At 62.1% G+C, this 18,403-nt stretch carries 16 protein-coding genes; 11 read left to right on the top strand and 5 right to left on the bottom strand.

Annotation, left to right across the window (positions count from 1 at the left end; translation table 11 throughout):
- The first annotated feature begins 29 nt into the window (after nt 1-29).
- The 6 genes from alaS to NHH88_26420 all read left to right on the top strand — a co-directional run bounded on the left by alaS (nt 30) and on the right by NHH88_26420 (nt 7,394).
- Nucleotides 30-2,648: an alanine--tRNA ligase gene (gene alaS / locus NHH88_26445; GenBank protein ID USX13165.1), complete on the top strand. Its 2,619-nt coding sequence runs from the start codon at nt 30-32 to the stop codon at nt 2,646-2,648.
- Nucleotides 2,649-2,894: 246 nt separating this feature from the next.
- Entirely contained in the window at nt 2,895-3,122 is a 228-nt protein-coding gene (locus NHH88_26440) for a sulfurtransferase TusA family protein (protein ID USX17442.1), read from the top strand.
- A 185-nt stretch (nt 3,123-3,307) separates the two neighbouring features.
- Nucleotides 3,308-4,057, top strand: coding sequence for an electron transfer flavoprotein subunit beta/FixA family protein (locus tag NHH88_26435; protein USX13164.1), 750 nt, complete (start codon nt 3,308-3,310; stop codon nt 4,055-4,057).
- A gap of 85 nt (nt 4,058-4,142) precedes the next feature.
- Complete coding sequence (locus NHH88_26430; protein USX13163.1) at nt 4,143-5,075, top strand: FAD-binding protein; 933 nt, start codon at nt 4,143-4,145, stop codon at nt 5,073-5,075.
- 75 nt (nt 5,076-5,150) lie between these two features.
- Nucleotides 5,151-6,941 carry an acyl-CoA dehydrogenase gene (locus tag NHH88_26425; protein USX13162.1) on the top strand — a complete coding sequence of 597 codons (1,791 nt, stop codon included), beginning with the start codon at nt 5,151-5,153 and terminating at the stop codon, nt 6,939-6,941.
- Nucleotides 6,942-7,163: 222 nt separating this feature from the next.
- On the top strand, nt 7,164-7,394 hold the full coding sequence (locus NHH88_26420) for a hypothetical protein (protein USX13161.1): 231 nt from the start codon (nt 7,164-7,166) through the stop codon (nt 7,392-7,394).
- A gap of 47 nt (nt 7,395-7,441) precedes the next feature.
- Here NHH88_26420 and NHH88_26415 read toward each other — a convergent pair whose 3' ends face one another.
- Nucleotides 7,442-8,425, bottom strand: coding sequence for a proline dehydrogenase family protein (locus tag NHH88_26415; GenBank protein USX13160.1), 984 nt, complete (start codon nt 8,423-8,425; stop codon nt 7,442-7,444).
- Between the two features lie 354 nt (nt 8,426-8,779).
- Between NHH88_26415 and NHH88_26410 the strand changes: the two genes are divergently transcribed.
- Nucleotides 8,780-11,977: a TonB-dependent receptor gene (locus NHH88_26410; protein USX13159.1), complete on the top strand. Its 3,198-nt coding sequence runs from the start codon at nt 8,780-8,782 to the stop codon at nt 11,975-11,977.
- Nucleotides 11,977-14,103, top strand: coding sequence for a glycoside hydrolase 43 family protein (locus tag NHH88_26405; protein USX13158.1), 2,127 nt, complete (start codon nt 11,977-11,979; stop codon nt 14,101-14,103). The genes NHH88_26410 and NHH88_26405 overlap by 1 nt, the downstream gene beginning before the upstream one ends.
- A 104-nt stretch (nt 14,104-14,207) precedes the next feature.
- Here NHH88_26405 and NHH88_26400 read toward each other — a convergent pair whose 3' ends face one another.
- From NHH88_26400 to NHH88_26385, 4 genes are all read right to left on the bottom strand, one after another.
- Nucleotides 14,208-15,074: an IS3 family transposase gene (locus NHH88_26400; protein ID USX13157.1), complete on the bottom strand. Its 867-nt coding sequence runs from the start codon at nt 15,072-15,074 to the stop codon at nt 14,208-14,210.
- Nucleotides 15,071-15,430, bottom strand: a complete 360-nt coding sequence (locus NHH88_26395; protein ID USX13156.1) for a transposase — start codon at nt 15,428-15,430, stop codon at nt 15,071-15,073. Before NHH88_26395 ends, NHH88_26400 begins: the two co-directional genes overlap by 4 nt.
- Before the next feature lie 78 nt (nt 15,431-15,508).
- A complete protein-coding gene (locus NHH88_26390; GenBank protein ID USX13155.1) occupies nt 15,509-16,105 on the bottom strand; it encodes a glycine zipper 2TM domain-containing protein in 597 nt (198 codons plus the stop codon).
- 22 nt (nt 16,106-16,127) lie between these two features.
- Nucleotides 16,128-16,580: a TM2 domain-containing protein gene (locus NHH88_26385; protein ID USX13154.1), complete on the bottom strand. Its 453-nt coding sequence runs from the start codon at nt 16,578-16,580 to the stop codon at nt 16,128-16,130.
- A gap of 217 nt (nt 16,581-16,797) precedes the next feature.
- Between NHH88_26385 and rpsP the strand changes: the two genes are divergently transcribed.
- From rpsP to trmD, 3 genes are read left to right on the top strand one after another with little or no spacing between them, the layout of a single operon-like run.
- Nucleotides 16,798-17,043, top strand: coding sequence for a 30S ribosomal protein S16 (rpsP, locus tag NHH88_26380; protein ID USX13153.1), 246 nt, complete (start codon nt 16,798-16,800; stop codon nt 17,041-17,043).
- Between the two features lie 14 nt (nt 17,044-17,057).
- Entirely contained in the window at nt 17,058-17,618 is a 561-nt protein-coding gene (gene rimM, locus NHH88_26375; protein ID USX13152.1) for a ribosome maturation factor RimM, read from the top strand.
- 21 nt (nt 17,619-17,639) lie between these two features.
- A complete protein-coding gene (gene trmD, locus NHH88_26370) occupies nt 17,640-18,386 on the top strand; it encodes a tRNA (guanosine(37)-N1)-methyltransferase TrmD (protein ID USX13151.1) in 747 nt (248 codons plus the stop codon).
- The last annotated feature ends 17 nt before the right edge of the window (nt 18,387-18,403 follow it).

The following is an 18,403-nucleotide window of genomic DNA, read 5'->3' as shown; positions in this document are numbered from 1 at the left end:
TTGCATTTGCCAGCTACCCTGCTCACGACATGAAATCAACTGAAATCCGCGAGAAATTCCTCAAGTTTTTTGAATCCAAGGGTCATTCGATTGTCCGTTCCAGCTCCCTGGTACCTGGCAACGACCCGACCTTGCTGCTGACCAACAGCGGCATGGTGCAATTCAAGGACGTGTTCACCGGCACCGATAGCCGTCCGTACACCCGCGCCACCTCCGTGCAGCGCTGCGTGCGCGCCGGCGGCAAGCACAACGATCTGGAAAACGTCGGCTACACGGCCCGTCACCACACCTTCTTCGAAATGCTGGGCAACTTCAGCTTCGGCGACTATTTCAAGCGCGACGCCATCAACTTCGCCTGGGAATTGCTGACCAAGGTCTATGGCCTGCCGGCGGACAAGTTGACCGTCACCGTCTACATGGAAGACGACGAGGCCTACGATATCTGGGCCAACGAAGTGGGCGTGCCGAAAGAGCGCATCATCCGCATCGGCGACAACAAGGGTTCGCGTTACGCTTCGGATAACTTCTGGCAGATGGCTGACACCGGCCCATGCGGCCCGTGCACCGAGATCTTCTACGACCACGGCGCCGATATTCCGGGCGGCCCGCCAGGCTCGCCGGACGAGGACGGCGACCGCTTCATCGAAATCTGGAACCTGGTGTTCATGCAGTTCAACCGCGACGAAGCGGGCGTGATGCACAAACTGCCGAAGCCGTGCGTCGATACCGGCATGGGCATGGAGCGCCTGGCCGCCGTGCTGCAGCACGTGCATTCGAACTACGAGATCGACCTGTTCCAGGCGCTGATCAAGGCCGCCGCGCGCGAAACCGGCGCCACCGACCTGGAAAACAAGTCGCTGCGCGTGATCGCCGACCACATCCGCGCTTCGGCGTTCATGATCGTCGACGGCGTGATTCCGGGCAGCGAAGGCCGCGCCTACGTTCTGCGCCGCATCATCCGCCGCGCGCTGCGCCACGGCCACAAGCTGGGCCAGACCAAGCCGTTCTTCTACAAGCTGGTGGCCGACCTGGCGATCGAGATGGGCGGCGCTTATCCGGAGCTGGAAGAAGCCAAGGACCGCGTCGCGCAAATGTTGAAGGCCGAGGAAGAACGCTTCGGCGAAACGCTGGAAACCGGCATGAAAGTGCTGGAAGCCCAGCTGGCCAAGGACAGCACCGGCATCGACGGCGCCACCGCCTTCACCCTGTACGAAACCTACGGCTTCCCACCGGACCTGACGGCCGACATCTGCCGCGAACGCAACATCAGCTTCGACCAGGAAGGCTATGACGCCGCCCTGAAGGAAAGCCAGGAACTGTCGCGCAAAGGCGGCAAGTCCATCAAGGACAGCAAGGTCGAATACTCGGGCGAGAAAAACAAGTTCGTCGGTTACGACAACCTGAGCCACGCCACCGCCAAGATCGTCGCGCTGTACGCGGGCGGCACCTCGGTGCAGGAACTGACGGCCGGCCAGTCGGGCATCGTGGTGCTGGACACCACGCCGTTCTACGCCGAATCGGGCGGCCAGGTCGGTGACCAAGGTGTCATCAGCGCCGGCACCGCAGCGTTCAACGTCGACGACACGCTCAAAATCCAGGCCGACGTGTTCGGTCACCACGGCACCCTGGCCGCCGGTTCGCTCAAAGTGGGCGACGCGGCCAGCGCCGACGTCGACCAGGGCAAGCGCGCGCGCACCATCCGCAACCACTCGGCGACCCACCTGATGCACAAAGCCCTGCGCGAAGTGCTGGGCGGCCACGTGGCGCAAAAGGGCTCGCTGGTCGACGCGGACAAGACCCGTTTCGACTTCAGCCACAACGCGCCGCTGACGGCCGAGCAGATCGCCGAAGTGGAAGCCAAGGTCAATAAAGAGATCCTGGAAAACCACGCGACCAAGGCGCAGCACATGTCGTTCGACGACGCCGTCAAGCATGGCGCGATGGCGCTGTTCGGCGAGAAGTACGGCGACGAAGTGCGCGTGCTCGACATCGGCACCTCGAAAGAGCTGTGCGGCGGCGTCCACGTGCAGCGCACCGGCGATATCGGCCTGTTCAAGATCATCTCGGAAAGCGGCGTCGCCGCCGGTATCCGCCGCGTCGAAGCGGTGACCGGCGAGGGCGCGCTGGCGCTGGTGCAGTCGATGAACCGCCGCCTGCTGGAAGCGGCGGCCGCGCTGAAATCGAATCCTGAAGAACTGACCGCGCGTATCGGCCAGGTGCAGGACCACGTCAAGGCGCTGGAGAAGGAACTGGCCGCGCTGAAGTCGAAACTGGCTTCGGGGCAGGGCGACGAGCTGGTCACGCAAGCGGTGGACGTCAACGGCATCAAGGTGCTGGCGGCAACGCTGGACGGCGCCGACGTGGCCCGCCTGCGCGAGACCATGGATAAGCTCAAGGACAAGCTGAAGACGGCCGCCATCGTGCTGGCGAGCGTCGCCGACGGCAAGGTCAGCCTGATCGCCGGCGTGACGGCGGACGCCACCTCCAAGGTCAAGGCCGGCGAGCTGGTGAACTTCGTTGCACAACAAGTGGGCGGAAAAGGCGGCGGTCGCCCCGATATGGCGCAGGCCGGCGGTACCGATCCGAGCGGCTTGCCGGCGGCGCTGGCCGGTGTGGCGGCGTGGGTGGGCGAGCGCGCTTCGAAATAAGCGCGGTAGCTATCAGCCTGCAACCACGGCGCTAATGCACCACCTGAGCGGCCCGCGTGTCAAGCGCGGGCCGCTGTTGTTTAAGCAGACTTATTGTAAAATCGCAAGTTCCCGTTGCGAACTTGCAACGCGCAATGAACTATTTTGGTGCAGCGCGTCAAGCTTCCCAAATTGGAGTAGTATTGCGAAAGTGCTTAACAAACCAGCGGGTTCTTGATGACCGACACGATACTTGAAAACGAAATCATGGAATTCCATAAAGAACTCGACGCGCGCGGCTTAAATTGCCCGCTGCCGATTCTTAAGGCTAAAAAAGCCTTGTCCGAGCTGCAAAGCGGCGAAGTGCTGCGTATTATGGCAACCGACCCCGGTTCTGTGCGCGACTTCCAGGCGTTCGCCAAACAAACCGGCAACGCGCTGCTGTCCCATGTTCAAACCGGACGCGAGTTCGTCTTTTTGATGCAGCGCAAATAAGCGCCAACCATCCCCGTTGCATTCTTCCCTGTAGAGCCACCGTCTAGGAAAACTGATTTTTAGACGGTTCCTACTAGCGAAAAATCGCACGATCGTGCTTTAATTTCTTGTGCGCGGTGGATTTCTCATATAATCTAGCCCACATTTAGTCCCGAACATTTATACATTTTCCCAAAGGCACAGCTATGAAAGTCTTGGTACCCGTCAAACGCGTGGTCGACTATAACGTCAAGGTTCGCGTCAAGTCCGACGGCACTGGCGTCGATATCGCCAACGTCAAAATGTCGATGAACCCTTTCGATGAAATCGCGCTGGAAGAGGCGATGCGCCTGAAGGAAGCCGGCAAGGTCACCGAAGTGGTGGCGGTGTCGTGCGGCGTGACCCAGTGCCAGGAAACCCTGCGTACCGGCATGGCGATCGGTGCTGATCGCGGCATCCTGGTCGAGACTTCGGTCGAGCTCGAGCCGCTGGCCGTCGCCAAGCTGCTCAAAGCGCTGGCCGACAAGGAACAGCCGCAGCTGATCATCCTGGGCAAGCAGGCGATCGACGACGACTCCAACCAGACCGGCCAGATGCTGGCGGCCCTGCTGGGTTGGCCGCAAGCGACGTTCGCGTCGAAAGTGGTGCTGGAAGACGGCAAAGTGACCGTCACCCGCGAAGTGGACGGCGGCCTGGAAACCCTGGCGCTGACCCTGCCGGCGATCGTCACCACCGACCTGCGCCTGAACGAGCCGCGCTATGTGACCCTGCCGAACATCATGAAGGCGAAGAAAAAGCCGCTGGACGTGACCAAGCCGGAAGACCTGGGCGTCGATGTGACCCCGCGCCTGAAAACCCTGAAAGTCGTCGAGCCTGCCAAGCGCTCGGCCGGCATCAAGGTCCCGGACGTCGCCACCCTGGTCGCAAAACTGCGCACCGAAGCCAAAGTCATCTAAAAACATTTTCAACCCCAGGCCAAACCTGGGGTCGTACCCCTCGGGGTACGACCCCGCCTTACCGGGGTTAAACAAAGGAACAATCATGGTCGCATTAGTCATCGCAGAACACGACAACGCCAGCCTGAAGGGCAGCACCCTCCACACCGTGACCGCAGCCGCCCAGTGCGGCGGCGACGTGCACGTGCTGGTCGCAGGTTCCAACGCCGGCGCCGCAGCCGCAGCAGCCGCGCAAATCGCCGGCGTGTCGAAAGTCATCGTGGCCGACGCCGCACACTTCGCCGACGGCCTGGCCGAGAACGTCGCCGAGCAGGTGCTGGCGCTGGCCGGCTCGTACAGCCACATCCTGGCTCCGGCCACCGCCTACGGCAAGAACATCCTGCCGCGCGTGGCCGCCAAGCTGGACGTGGCGCAGATTTCGGAAATCACCAAAGTCGATTCGCCCGACACCTTCGAACGTCCGATCTACGCCGGTAACGCCATCGCCTACGTGCAATCGTCGGACAAGATCAAGGTCATCACCGTGCGCTCGACCGGCTTCGACGCCGCCGCCGCCACCGGTGGTTCGGCCGCGACCGAGACCGTCACCGCCGTCGGCGATTCGGGCAAGTCGAGCTTTGTCGGCCGCGAGCTGGCCAAGTCGGACCGTCCGGAACTGACCGCCGCCAAAGTCATCGTTTCCGGTGGCCGCGGCATGGGTTCGGGCGACGCCTTCAAGATCCTGGAGCCGTTGGCCGACAAGCTGAACGCCGCCATGGGCGCCTCGCGCGCAGCGGTCGACGCCGGCTATGTGCCGAACGACTGGCAAGTGGGCCAGACCGGCAAGATCGTCGCGCCGACCCTGTACATCGCCGTCGGTATTTCCGGCGCGATCCAGCACTTGGCCGGCATGAAGGATTCGAAGACCATCGTCGCGATCAATAAAGATCCGGAAGCACCGATCTTCTCCGTGGCCGACTACGGCATCGTTGGCGATCTGTTCGAAATCGTGCCGCAACTGGTCGCAGAACTGGGCTAATACAGCCTGAGCGCACCCGAGCCACGCTGATCCGGCACCGCCGGATTGCCGTGGCTTTTTTCTTGGAGACATAAGATGCCCTATCAAGCACCCCTGAAAGACATGCTGTTCGTCATGAACGAACTGGCGGACCTGGCCGGCGTCAACGCGCTGCCGGGCAACGAAGACGCGACCCCGGACACGGCCGAAGCCATCCTGGAGGAAAACGCGAAATTCGTCAGCAACGTCATCGCGCCGTTGAACCATCCGAGCGACAAGGAGCCGAGCTATTGGCACGATGGCCAGGTGACCACGTCCAAGGGCTTCAAGGAGGCCTTCAAGGCGTTCGGCGAGGCCGGCTGGCAGGGTGTGCAGCATCCGGTGGAGTTCGGCGGCCAGGGCTTGCCCAAGCTGTTGGCGACGCCGTGCATCGAAATGCTCAACGCGGGCAGCATCTCGTTCGCGCTGTGCCCATTGCTGTCGGATGGCGCGATCGAAGCGCTGCTGACGGCCGGCAGCGACGAACAGAAAGCCATCTATCTGGAAAACCTGGTGTCGGGCAAATGGACCGGCACCATGAACCTGACCGAACCGCAAGCCGGCTCCGACCTGGCCGCCGTGCGCACCCGCGCCGTGCCGCAGGGCGACGGCACCTACAAGGTGTTCGGCACCAAGATCTTCATCACCTACGGCGAGCACGATTTTTCCGAGAACATCGTCCACCTGGTGCTGGCGCGCACGCCGGATGCGCCGGCTGGCGTCAAGGGTATCTCGCTGTTCATCGTGCCGAAGTTTATGGTCAACGCGGACGGCTCGATCGGTGCGCGCAACGACGCCCATTGCGTCTCGCTCGAACACAAGCTGGGCATCAAGGCCAGCCCGACCGCCGTGCTGCAATTCGGCGACCACGGCGGCGCAATCGGTACCCTGGTCGGCGAGGAGAATCGCGGCCTGGAATACATGTTCATCATGATGAACGCGGCGCGTTTCGGTGTCGGCCTGCAGGGAATCGGCCTGGCCGAGCGCGCGTATCAAAAGGCGGTGGCGTTCGCCAAGGACCGCGTTCAGTCGCGCGACCTGGCCGGCTCGGCCGGTCCGGTGGCGATCATCCATCATCCGGACGTGCGCCGCATGTTGATGAACATGCGTTCGCAGACCGAGGCGGCGCGCGCGCTGGCCTACGTCGGCGCGGGCATCAGCGATGTCGCCCACAGCCATGCCGACGCGGAAACGCGCAAGGCCAATCTGGCGGTGTACGAGTATCTGGTGCCGATCATCAAGGGCTGGTCGACCGAGATGTCGCAGGACGTCGCGCGCGATGGCGTGCAGGTTCATGGCGGCATGGGCTTCATCGAAGAAACCGGCGCGGCGCAGCACTATCGCGATGCGAAGATCTTGACGATCTACGAGGGCACGACGGCGATCCAGGCCAACGATCTGGTCGGCCGCAAGACCGTGCGCGACGGCGGCGCTGTCGCCAAGGGCATCATCGCCCAGGTGCGCGCGACGGAAGCGGAGCTGGCCGCAGGTGGTTCGGCCGACTTCAAGGCGATCCTGGCGCAGCTGTCGGCTGGCAGCAAGGATCTGGAGGCGGTGGTGGAGTATGTCGTCGCCAACATGAAGAGCGACATCAAGGGCGTGTTCTCGGGCAGCGTGCTGTACCTGAAGCTGGCCGGCATCGTGCTGGGTGGTTGGCAGATGGCGCGTGCAGCGGTGATCGCGCAGCAGAAGCTGGACGCCAACGACGGCGACGCCGGCTTCTACAAAGCCAAGATCGCCACCGCGCGCTTCTTCGCCGACCACATCCTGTCGCAATCGTCGGGCTTGCGCACCGCGATCATCGACGGCAGCGCCGGCGTGCTGGCGTTGAGCGAGGACCAGTTCTAAGCTCGCATCATTCGTTGACGTCAAATTTGACGTTGAGACACGTAGGGCGGATTAGCGCAGCGTAATCGGCCATGGATGCGCCGCTAACGACTCATCCATGGCCGATTACGGCGTTCCGCCTAATCCGCCCTACGTGGAACCGTGGCAACGGTCTCTTCACTGGAATTGAATCCATTTTCGTGCGCGTTGCGTAAAACGAGGATGTTCACAGTGAGGTTTGCCATGAAATCCATCGTTATCGCCCCCATCAAAAATACCCGCAAAGCCTATGCCGTGCAACGCATGAACGAGGCTGCCCTTCGCATGCTGCAAGCAAAAACCGCGGCCGAGGAAATCACGGCCGGCCACTGGGTCCTGGCCTGGGCCGTGGCCGCCGGCGCGCGTCCATCAGCCCGCTCGGTACGCGAGGCCGAAGCGGCCATTTCACCACTGGTCGAATTCCGCCTTCATTGATGGACTAGAGTTCCTGCCATGATGCGATGGCCGTCCCACGCGTCGAATCAGGCCGGCGTTCCCATCACATCTACAATCGCCTGATACACCCGCACCGGTTCTTCGGCGATGCGGTTGAGCACGTAGAGGAAATGCTCTTCGCCGAAGACCACGTATTCGCGGGTGGGGAAGCCGCGCGCCTTGAGTTCGGCGATGTTGTCGGCGCCCAGGCCGATCAACGATTCGAATTCGTACCAGCGCGGATCGACGCGCTCTTTCAGAATCAGTTCGCCAAGGTCCGCCTGGATCGCGCGGTCGTGCGTGGCGATGGAGCACTTGTGGCCGCTTAGCAGCAGCTCGCCCGCGTATTTGCGATACGCGGCCGCGAGCTCGGGGCTGTTGCGGTCGTAGGAAATCTCCGCCGATTCCAGGAACGCGCCTTTGACCAGCCGGATGCGGCCGGGAATCTTCATCAATTCCGGCAAGTCGCGCGCGGTGCGGTGGCGCTTGGCCGGCACCGTGATGCCGACGTTGTGCAAGCCGTCCTCCTTGTGCAGCCGCGCGTAGATGGCGTAGATGTCGTCGGCGCGGTCGGCGCCCTCCATCGAGATCATCACTTCGCGGTTGATTTCGGCCGCCGCCAGCGCCACGCGGCGCAGGTTCCTGTAGCCCAGCTCCAGATCCACCATCGAACCCACATGCGAAAGGTCCAGCGAGATCGAGCAGTTCAGGTTGCGCTGGCCGACCGCGCGCGTCAGCTCCATGAACACTTCCGTCTCCGCCATCGCGAAGGCTTCGTCGCGCACGCTCTCGCCCATGTATTCGACCGAGGCCGCGTGGCCTTGCGCGATGATGCTTTCGACGCGCGCCAGCGCCTCCGCGATCGTCTGTCCCGCCACGTAGCGATGCGAGACCTTTTGCATGTAAGCGCGCAGCAGCGGGTCGTTGCAGAATTTTTCCTTGGCCGATTCGTCGAGCGCCAACGCGCGCAGCGCCGTGGCGGCCTGATCGACGAGGGCTTGCCATTGGGCGGGGAAGGTTGGTGCGGACACGGCGTCTCCTGAGGTGATGGAATAAACAACACATTGTGTCACAGCGACGCCGGCTCGTCCAAACCGCGGCGTAGTTCCGTCTGCGCCCGGCCGAGATGATTGCGCAATCGCAGGCGCGCGAATATACGCCGAAAAACACCCCGATTACTGTATTTTTTTGGCAACTTAATCCAAATTAAACGATTGACGACGTTGTCATAAAAGCAGAATATCCAAAAATGATTGCGTATAACATTTTTCGTGTTAGGAGGTGACGAGACTATTAAAGTAATAGGGATTGGTAGAGGAAAAACAAAAAATAATGCGCCCAAGGCGCGGAGCCCACAGGCAGCAATGCCGAGTAGAGGAGACAGTATGGACAGTAAGTTGATCGGCGCGCCACGGCGCGGACCAGGTATGGGCGGGCGCATTGCCGCCACCTTCGTCGCAGGCATCATTTCAAGCGCGCATGCGCAGACCACTCCGGCACCGGCCACCGCGCCGGCCTCCTCATCGGCTCCGACTCCGGCCCCCGCCGAGGCGGCCGATGACAAAGACCCGCAGCAACCGGTCCGGCCCACCGTGGTCGTCAACGGTTACCGCAGCTCGCTGGCGCTGTCCGCCAACGAAAAACGCGAGAATATCGGCCTGAGCGATACCGTCTTCTCCGAAGACATCGGCAAATTCCCCGACCCCAACATCGCCGACGCGCTGGCCCGCGTGCCGGGCGTCACCGTGCGCCGCGCCGAGATCGACGGCGAGGGTCTGAACATTTCCATCCGCGGCATGGGCTCGGCCTTCACCCGCGTGCTGCTCAACGGCGCGCCGATGGCGTCGGCGTCGGCCGGCAGCTGGGGCGGCTCGATCAGCGCCAACCGCGAAGTCGACATGGACTTCCTGCCGTCCGAGTTGTTCCGCAGCGCCAGCGTCTACAAAAGCCAGCAGGCCAGCCTGATCGAGGGCGGCATCGCCGGCACCGTCAACATGCGCAGCGTGCGGCCGTTCGACAAGAGCGGCTTCCGCTCGGCGTTCACGCTTAGCGGCAATTACCGCGAGCAGAACGGCAAGATGGGCGCGACCGGCTCCGGCCTGATCAGCAACACCTGGACCAGCAACGCCTGGGGCAAGTTCGGCCTGCTGGGCGGCGTGGCCTTCGGCGACACCAAGTACAAGACCGACGGCTTCCAGTCGGTCGACATGCGCAATTTCCAGCTGAAGTCGTTCCAGGCCAATGCCGCCGACAATCCCAACAGCACCGGCGGCGGTTCGCAATCGACGCCGGACACGGTGCCGTCGGGCCTGGCGCTGAACGACTTGCCCGAGTATGCCCGTTCCATCCTGGTGCCGGGCAAGCAGATCGACCGCGCCATGCTGCTCGCGCTCAATCCCGGCGCCACCATCCAGCAGATCGACAACGCGCTGATGGCCCGGCTGGGCCGCCATCTGGTGTACGAGGGCGAGCGCAAGCGCATCGGCGAAGTGCTGAGCATGCAGTGGCAGCCGAACGACAAGTGGGACGTCTACCTGGACCTGGTCGCCGCCCAGAAGCGCAACAAGATGACCTACCAGGCGATGAACGCCGGCACCCGCGCCAACACGGTGATTCCGATCGGCATGGAGTTCGACCGCAGCGATTGCACCGTCGGTTGCGTGCTCAACAAGGCGATCTTCGCCAACACCTTCTGGTCGCTGGAATACCGGCCTATGGAGGAGAAGACCAAGTTCCACAGCGTCAATCCCGGTTTCGAGTTCCGGCCGACCGACAAGCTGACCATCGACGCCCACTTCAACGCCACCAACAGCACCTTCTACCGCGACATGCCGACGGTGCTGTTCGCCACGCGCTCGCCCAACTCGGTGATCAACTACGACAACACCCGGCCCGGCCTGCCGCCCAGCTATAGCGCCAATCTGGACATCAACGACCCGGCCAACTTCGGCTGGTACCAGGGCGGCCAGGGCTTGTCTGGCCTGCGCATGGACTTGTACGAGCGCAACAACACCACGCGCGGCACGCGCCTGAACCTGAGCTGGGGCGACAACGACTTCAACATCAAAGTCGGCGCCGCCTACGACGACATCAAGCGCCGCTACCGCAGTTTCTCGGTGGCCGACGCCTGGATGAACGTGGCCTGTGGTAACAACGTCAGCGTGCGCTACGTTGCGCCCAACACGCAGCTGCGCACTCCCGGCTGCGATGGCCGCAGCACGCCCGGCCCGATCGCCGACGCGGCCACGGCTTATCCCGGCTATGGCACCGGCTCGACCAGCGGCATGACCGCGCCGCTGACCTATCTGGGCTCGGTGGTGCCGAACGCCGCCGTGAGGAATTACGCCAATCCGTCCGCCAACGGCTTCATCACCGTCGACTGGCCGAAGTTCGCGCAGGCAACCGAGTATCAATACTTCCGCGACAATATCTACAAAGGTTTCGGGACGGGCAGCGGCGGCTACATCCGCGAGGCGGTCAGCGGGCTTTACACCGAAGTCAACGGGCGCAACCAGATCTTCGGTCGCACCTTGCGCTACAACGCCGGTTTGCGCTACGCGCGCACCAAGCAAACCATCGGCGCGGTGAGCGTGGGCGCCGATCCCCGCAACGCGAACCTCCGCAACGGTGGCTTTTATGAGAATATCAGCGTATGGGCATACGAATCGACAACTTACAGCAATACGCTGCCGTCCGCGACCATGGCCTATAACCTCACGCCGTCGGTCATCGCGCGCCTGTCGGGCTCGAAATCGCTGACGCGCGCCAACCCCGCCGAGCTGCGCCAGACCCAGCTGACGGTCGGCGACCAGGGTATGCGCCAGGGCAACCTCACCAATCCCAATCTGAAGCCGTTCGAGGCCAACAACCTCGATCTGGGACTGGAGTACTACATCACCCGCGAGGCGTACGTTTCAGTCAGCGGCTTTGCCAAGGACATCATCAGCCGGCCGGGGACGCGCGTCACCACGTACACGCTGGCGCAACTCGATGCGCGCTTCGGCACGCTCGGTCTGACCGACGCGCAACAGCAGTCGGTCAACGCCAGCGGCGGGCGCGACAAGCATCTGATCGAGATTTCCGAACCCTACAACATCGACACCAAGCTCAAGGTGCGTGGAGTGGAACTGACCTGGCAGCAACCGCTGGACATGTTGCCGGTCAAGGGCTTCGGTCTTGCCGCAAACTTCACCTACGCCAAGCAGAAGGACGAGGCCAGGAACGCGCCGCCGGTGGCTGGCGTGCCGCCGCGCACCAACAACCTGACTTTGTACTACGAGCGCAACGGCCTGAACGTGCGTGTCGCGCGCCAGTACACGGCGGCCCACGTGGTCAACACCGGCACCGGCCTGACTGTCCCCGGCGGCGCTTATGCGTACACGACGGAGCGTTCGCAGGTCGATCTGTCGGTCGGCGCGAATCTGAAGCAGCTGTTCAATTTCCGCTACAACACCGATCTGACGTTGAGCGTGTGGAACGCGAACAAGGCGATCAGCCGCACCTACACGCAGTTCAGCAACGCGGTGGCCGACGAGTACAAGCCCGGCGCGGCATACACCTTGTCGTTGCGGACGACGTTCTGATGACGGCCCGGCTCACGCACCATCGACTCATCGCGCGGATCGTTTGCGCGGCGTTGCTGGCGGCCGCGCCGGGCCTGTCTCCGGCGCAGGCCGGAAAGCAGGCCAAGTCGCAGGCCAGGGCGCAGGCCAAGGCGCCGGTCCAATCCCAGCCCAGGACCTGGACCGCCGACAACGGCAATGGCAGCTTCACCAATCCCTTGTTCTACGACGAGTTCTCCGACCCGGATATGATACGTGTCGGCGACTGGTTCTATATGACCGGCACCACCATGCACGCGATGCCCGGTTTGCCGGTGATGCGGTCCAAGGATCTGGTCAACTGGGAATTCTTGAGCTACGCCGCGCCGAAGCTGGATTTCGGCCCGGAGTACCGGCTGGAGGAGGGCAAGCGCATCTACGGGCAAGGCATCTGGGCGCCCAGCCTGCGTTTCCATGACGGTACGTTCTACATCTTCACCAATGTCAACGGGCGCGGTACCCAGATCTATTCCGCGACCGATCCGCGCGGGCCGTGGAAGCACCGCGAAATGCGGCGCAGCCTGCATGACCTGTCGGTGCTGTTCGATGACGACGGCAAAGTCTATGTGGTCTGGGGACACCAGACCCTGCAGGTCGCCCGGCTCAACGAGGACTTGACCGACATCGTGCCCGGCTCGGACAAGGTGTTGTTCGAAAAGGGCCAGGGCATGGGGGAGGGCGCGCATTTCTACAAAATTGACGGCAAGTATTTCATCCTCAGCGCCAACTATGCGGGCGGATTCCGCATGCCGGCCGCCCGCGCCGACGGTGTTTACGGTCCTTACGAAGTCAACCAGGCGATCAGCAAGGACGAAGGCTTCGGCATGGTGCGCGGCCATCGTTTGAAGGACAACAAGCCGCCGTATGTCATCGATCCACCCAATCCAGCCTCGAAGGATGCCACGTCGCTGCACCAGGGCGGCATCGTGCTGACGCCGGCGGGCGAGTGGTGGGGCTTCTCGATGATGGACTACAACTCTGTCGGACGGCTGCTGAGTCTGTCGCCGGTGACGTGGAGCGATGGCTGGCCGTACTTCGGCCTGCCGGGCAATCTGGGACGCAACCCGCGCACGTGGGTGAAGCCGAAGACCGCCGTTCCGCAGCCGATCCGCGTGCCGTACGAGCGCAGCGACGACTTTTCCGGCGGGAAGTTGAAGCCGGTCTGGCAATGGAATCACGTGCCGGTGGAAAGCAAATGGTCGCTGACCCAGCGGCCGGGTTTCTTGCGTCTGCACGCCCTGCCGGCGACATCGTTTTGGGACGCGCGCAATAGTCTCACCCAGCGCGCCATCGGGCCGGTATCGTCACCGACGGTCGCGCTGGACCTGGCGGGAATGAAGGAGGGCGACGTCGCCGGTCTTGGACTGCTCAACCTGCCATACGCCACGCTCGGCGTCGAAAAAACCGCCGAAGGCGTGAACCTTGCGCTATTTGACCAGAGCAGCGGGCAGACAACCCGGCTTCCGTTGGACGCCAAGCGTATCTGGCTGCGCGCCGACTGCGACTTCCTGAGCGAGCAGGCGAGCTTCAGTTATTCACTCGACGGCAAGCAGTTCTTCGATATCGGCGGCCTGTGGACGATGGTGTTCCAGCTCACGACGTTCCAAGGGGTGCGCTACGCCCTATTTAATTACAACGTCAATGGCGCGGATGGGGGATACGTGGATTTCGACAGCGTCGATATCGCGCAGCCGAAGCCGCGCGGCTTGATGCGTGCGATTCCGTTCGGCAAAGCCATCAGCTTGGTGTCCTATAACGCTGAAACCGGCCTCGCCGTCACGGGAGAAAAGCTGGCCGCTTCCGCGCCGACCGCGTTCAAGGTGAAGGATATGGGACTGGGCCGCGTAGCGCTGGCATCCGGCGCGCGTTATCTGGTGGTCGACAAGGAGGGCGGTGTCAGCCTGCAGGCCGGCAAACCCGGCGCGGCGCAAAGTTTCCAGTGGATGGAAACGCCGACGGGAGAATTGGTGTTGATGTCGATCGCGAACAATCGCTATCTGCGCATCGATCCAAAGACAGGGGAGGTGGTCGCAAACAGCCCGGGACCGCTGCCGGACGGCAGCGATGGCGTGCGATTCATCTGGTCGCACACCAAGCCAACTAACTAAAACCCTCGGGGGTCAGGTCCGACATTCGGACACGGACTGAACTACGCGCTGGTTGTGTTCGTGTCCGAATGTCGGACCTGAGGTGTTCCGGGTTTCGCGGACAGTTAATGAAGCACACGAAACTGCGCTTCAAAGGATGCAGGCGTTTGATAGCCCAAGGTCTGATGCAAGCGCATCCGATTGTAGTACACCTCGATGTAATCGCGAACCACGCCCAGGGCCTCGGCTCTCGTTGAAAAGAGTTGCCTATGCATGGTTTCGTTTTTCAGGTTTGAAAAGAAGCTTTCCGCCACGGCATTGTCCCAACAATTGCCTTTGCGACTCATGCTCGGCAGCGCCCCGTGTTTGGCTAGCAGGTTGCGGTAGTCGGCGCAGCCGTACACGGAGCCTTGGTCGCTGTGGAAGATGATCCCGGGCGCAGGTCGCCGGTGTTCCATCGCCATGGACAACGCCGCCATCGGTAACGTGGCCGCCTGCCTGGTGTCCGTCGACCAGCCCACCACCCGGCGTGCGAACAAGTCCAGTACCACGGCCAGATGCAAGAATCCCTCTTTAGTGCGCAGCACTGTCATATCGCCGACCCACACCTGGTTCGGAGCGCCGACCTGAAAGGCGCGCTTGACCAAGTCCGGCGCTGGTGGCAGCACCCGTTCTTTCGCCTTGCTGGCGCGAAAACGCTTGGCGCGGGTAGTTTGTATGCCCTCCAGCTTTCTCAGCCTGGCCACGCGGTGTTTTCCACAACAGATGCCTGCGCTATTGAGCAGGCGCCACGTTTTCAATATCCCGGGTGCCGAGCGGTGGCGCATATGGATCTTGACGATCTCTTGGCGCATGGCCAGATCTTCCCGGCTTCGCAGGCTCGGCGGTGCCGTCTTGAAGGCGTAGTAGCCGCTGCGGCCCACGTCGAGCGCCAGACACAGCGCTTTGACTGAAAACTCGCTTCGATGCTCGTCGATGACGGCGTACTTCACTTCTTGAGGCGAGTTAAGTACGCATCTAACTTTTTTAGGATGGCCAGCTCCTGTTCGGCCTTGGCCAGTTGGCGACGCAGTTGCTCGACCTCGCTCAATTCACTGACCGCAGGACGACCTGGCGAGCGCAATTGGCCGCCAGATGGCTGCTCTTCGAGCTGCTTGGCCCATTTGTAGAGCTGATTACGACGCAAACCAAGCTCCAACGCCAAGGCCGTCGCGCTCTGCTTGTCATCATGTAGCCGGGAGATCGCAGCGCGCTTGAATTCATCCGTAAACACGGCCCGCTGCTTCGGCACCGGCTCCGCCGATGTCGGAATGATCTCTCGTTTGGAAGGTGACTGTTTCTTTTCCATGAATATCCTCTCAGGACGTATTGTCCTCTATTTGGATGTCCATGAAACCCGGGCTATCTCAACCTGACCCCGCTGGGGTTAGCGGCGGACGATGCTGCCGTTCGAACGCTTGACCTGGTCGCCCTTCATCATGCCCGGGTCTTCTTCGAAGACGTAGCTGTCGTGCTTGCCGTCTTCGTATTCGACGTTGACGGTCCATTGCTTGCTCGACCGCGCGTGTTCCTCGACCTTTTTGCCGGCGTAGGCGCCACCGGCGGCGCCCGCCACGGTGGCGAGCTTGCGGCCGCTGCCGCTGCCGACCTGGTTGCCCAGCAGGGCGCCCGCGACGCCACCGGCGATCAGGCCGACGGCGCTGCCTTCACCCTTCTTTTCGCCCAGCACGACCGAGGTGACCCGGCCGCAGTCGACGCAGTTGGCGGCCGGCTTGGACGTGCCGGCGCTCTTGTAGTCGGCCTTTGCCCGCGTGTTGGACTTGTTGAATTCGGACTTGGCGTCGCGCAGACATTGCATGCGGGCGCTCGATTCGGTTTCCTCGGCGCACAGCTTCTTGTCTTCCGCATAGCGGGTGGCGATGCGCTTGGTTTCGGCGTTGTAGTGTTGCTTTGGAGTCTGGGCTTGCGCGGCGGACGTCAGGGCGGCGAGCGTGATCGCCAGCACAATTGAACGTTTATTCATCAGTAAGTCTCCTATTGTTGGCTTAGCCATAAGCGCCCCCAGTGTACAGTAAGTCAAATAATCGTGAGATTGTGGCAATCAAGCCGGCGGCCCCGAGCATCATCGAGGCCACCAGGATGATGGCCAGCGGCCAGCGCGACGCCGATTGCTTGCCCGACGCCGGGTTGAAGCGCGCATCCCACTTCTCGTCGTCCATCAAGCCCAGCACCAACGCCTCCAGGAAGCCGACCAGTCCGGAGATCATAATTGGCAGTACTTTATAGAAGCCGTCCGCGTCCGGTATCCCCTTGGCGATGATCCAGGCCAGCGGCAGGGAAGCCAGATGCGCCCACAGCCACGGATCGCGCGGGCCGCGCAGGTACAAACGGTGCAGGCCGAGCCCGCCGAACAGGAAGGCCAGCAAGGCGGCGACGGTCTTGTTCTTGTGGCGTGCGGAAGAGGTGGCCAGCGGCGCGGTGTGGTGCGGATTCGTCATGGTTATCGATTAAATAGCCGGAAAGCATGCAGTATCGGTCATAATACCGGCCCGGCCCACCTTTTTATCGCTGTGGCTATTGCCCCGTGCGCCGGAACGGGGGATAATCTTCGATTACCCCAATTCGCCCGATTATTTCATTAACGCTTGCTGCTTCGCGGCAAAGCGCGCTATAATTTGCGGCTTTTTCCGTCCTAGCACACTTTTTGGAAATATTATGGTCGTTATTCGTTTAGCTCGTGGAGGCGCCAAGAAGCGTCCGTTCTTCAACATCGTTGCAACCGACTCGCGCAATCGTCGCGATGGCCGTTTCATCGAACGCATCGGTTTCTACAACCCGATGGCGCAAGGCGGCGAAGTGCCACTGCGCATCACCGCTGACCGTCTGGCTCACTGGCAATCGGTTGGCGCACAACTGTCGCCTACCGTCGCTCGCCTGGTAGCGTCGAACAAAGCCGTTTAAGTCTGGCTGCTGGTTTGACCGATAAGAATGCATCCGGGGTGCAAGTCCCCGACGATCTGGCACAGGTAGGCTTTGTCTTCGGTGCTTACGGCGTCGCTGGCTGGGTGAGGATACGTCCTTTCTCGGAAGATGCGGATGCGCTCCTCTCGGTGAAAACCTGGTGGATCGACAAGCCAAGCTTGCACAATGTCGAAGTCAAGCAGTCCAAACTGCATGGCGGCGACGTGGTCGCACAGCTGGTGGGAGTGACCGATCGGGACGTCGCAGAAGCGCTCAAGGGCGCAGCTGTTTCGGTTCCGCGCAGTTCGTTCCCGGCCTTGTCCGATGATGAGTTTTACTGGACCGAGTTGATTGGTCTGGATGTAGAGAATTTGCAAGGTGAGCACCTCGGTACGGTGACTGACATGATGAGCAACGGTCCGCAGTCGATCTTGCGCATCACGGCAGCGACGACCGCAGAGGCTGATCCCGAGGTTGCGGCGCAAGAGCGCCTGATCCCATTTGTCGAAGCGTTCATCATCAAGGTGGACAAGGCGACGAAAAAGATCACTGTCGACTGGGGCCTTGATTACTAAAGAACATAAGGGCGGCCCGCCATGCAATTCGATGTCGTGACCCTGTTCCCCGAAATGTTCGCCGCACTGACGCAGTCGGGGGTCACCCGGCGCGCGTTCGAACAGAATAAATGTGGCTTGTCGTTGTGGAATCCGCGTGATTTCACCACCGACAATCACCGCACCGTGGATGACCGCCCTTATGGCGGCGGCCCCGGCATGGTGATGCTGGCCAAACCCCTGGAAGCGACGCTCAACGCGGCGAAGCAGCGCCAGACCGATGCCGGTCTGCCCGCGCCCCGCGTACTGTTCATGTCGCCCCAGGGCAAGCAGTTGACGCACGAACGTGTCATGGCGCTCAAGCAGGAACCCGGTCTGGTGATCCTGTGCGGCCGCTACGAGGCGGTGGACCAGCGTTTGCTGGACCGTTGCATCGACGAGGAAATCAGCCTCGGCGATTTCGTGCTGTCCGGCGGCGAGCTGCCGGCGATGGCCTTGATGGATGCCGTGATCCGCCAGATTCCCGGCGTGCTGAACACGGATGCGTCGGCGATCGAAGACAGTTTCGTCAACGGCCTGCTCGATTCGCCGCACTACACGCGGCCGGAAACGTATGAAGGAGTTTGTGTGCCGCCGGTACTGATGGGCGGCAACCACGCCGAGATCGAAAAATGGCGCCGCCAGCGCATGCTGGAGGCGACCGCGCGCAAGCGCCCCGATCTGCTGGTCAAGGCGCGCGACAGCGGCCTGCTGACCAAGCATGACGAGAAATTTTTGGCAGGTTTATAAAAACCTGTTGTTGTAGA

This window comes from Oxalobacteraceae bacterium OTU3CAMAD1, from assembly GCA_024123915.1.
Taxonomy (GTDB): domain Bacteria; phylum Pseudomonadota; class Gammaproteobacteria; order Burkholderiales; family Burkholderiaceae_D; genus Rugamonas.
Note: the sequence above shows the minus strand (reverse complement) of the source record. Positions and strands in the feature narration are given on the sequence as shown.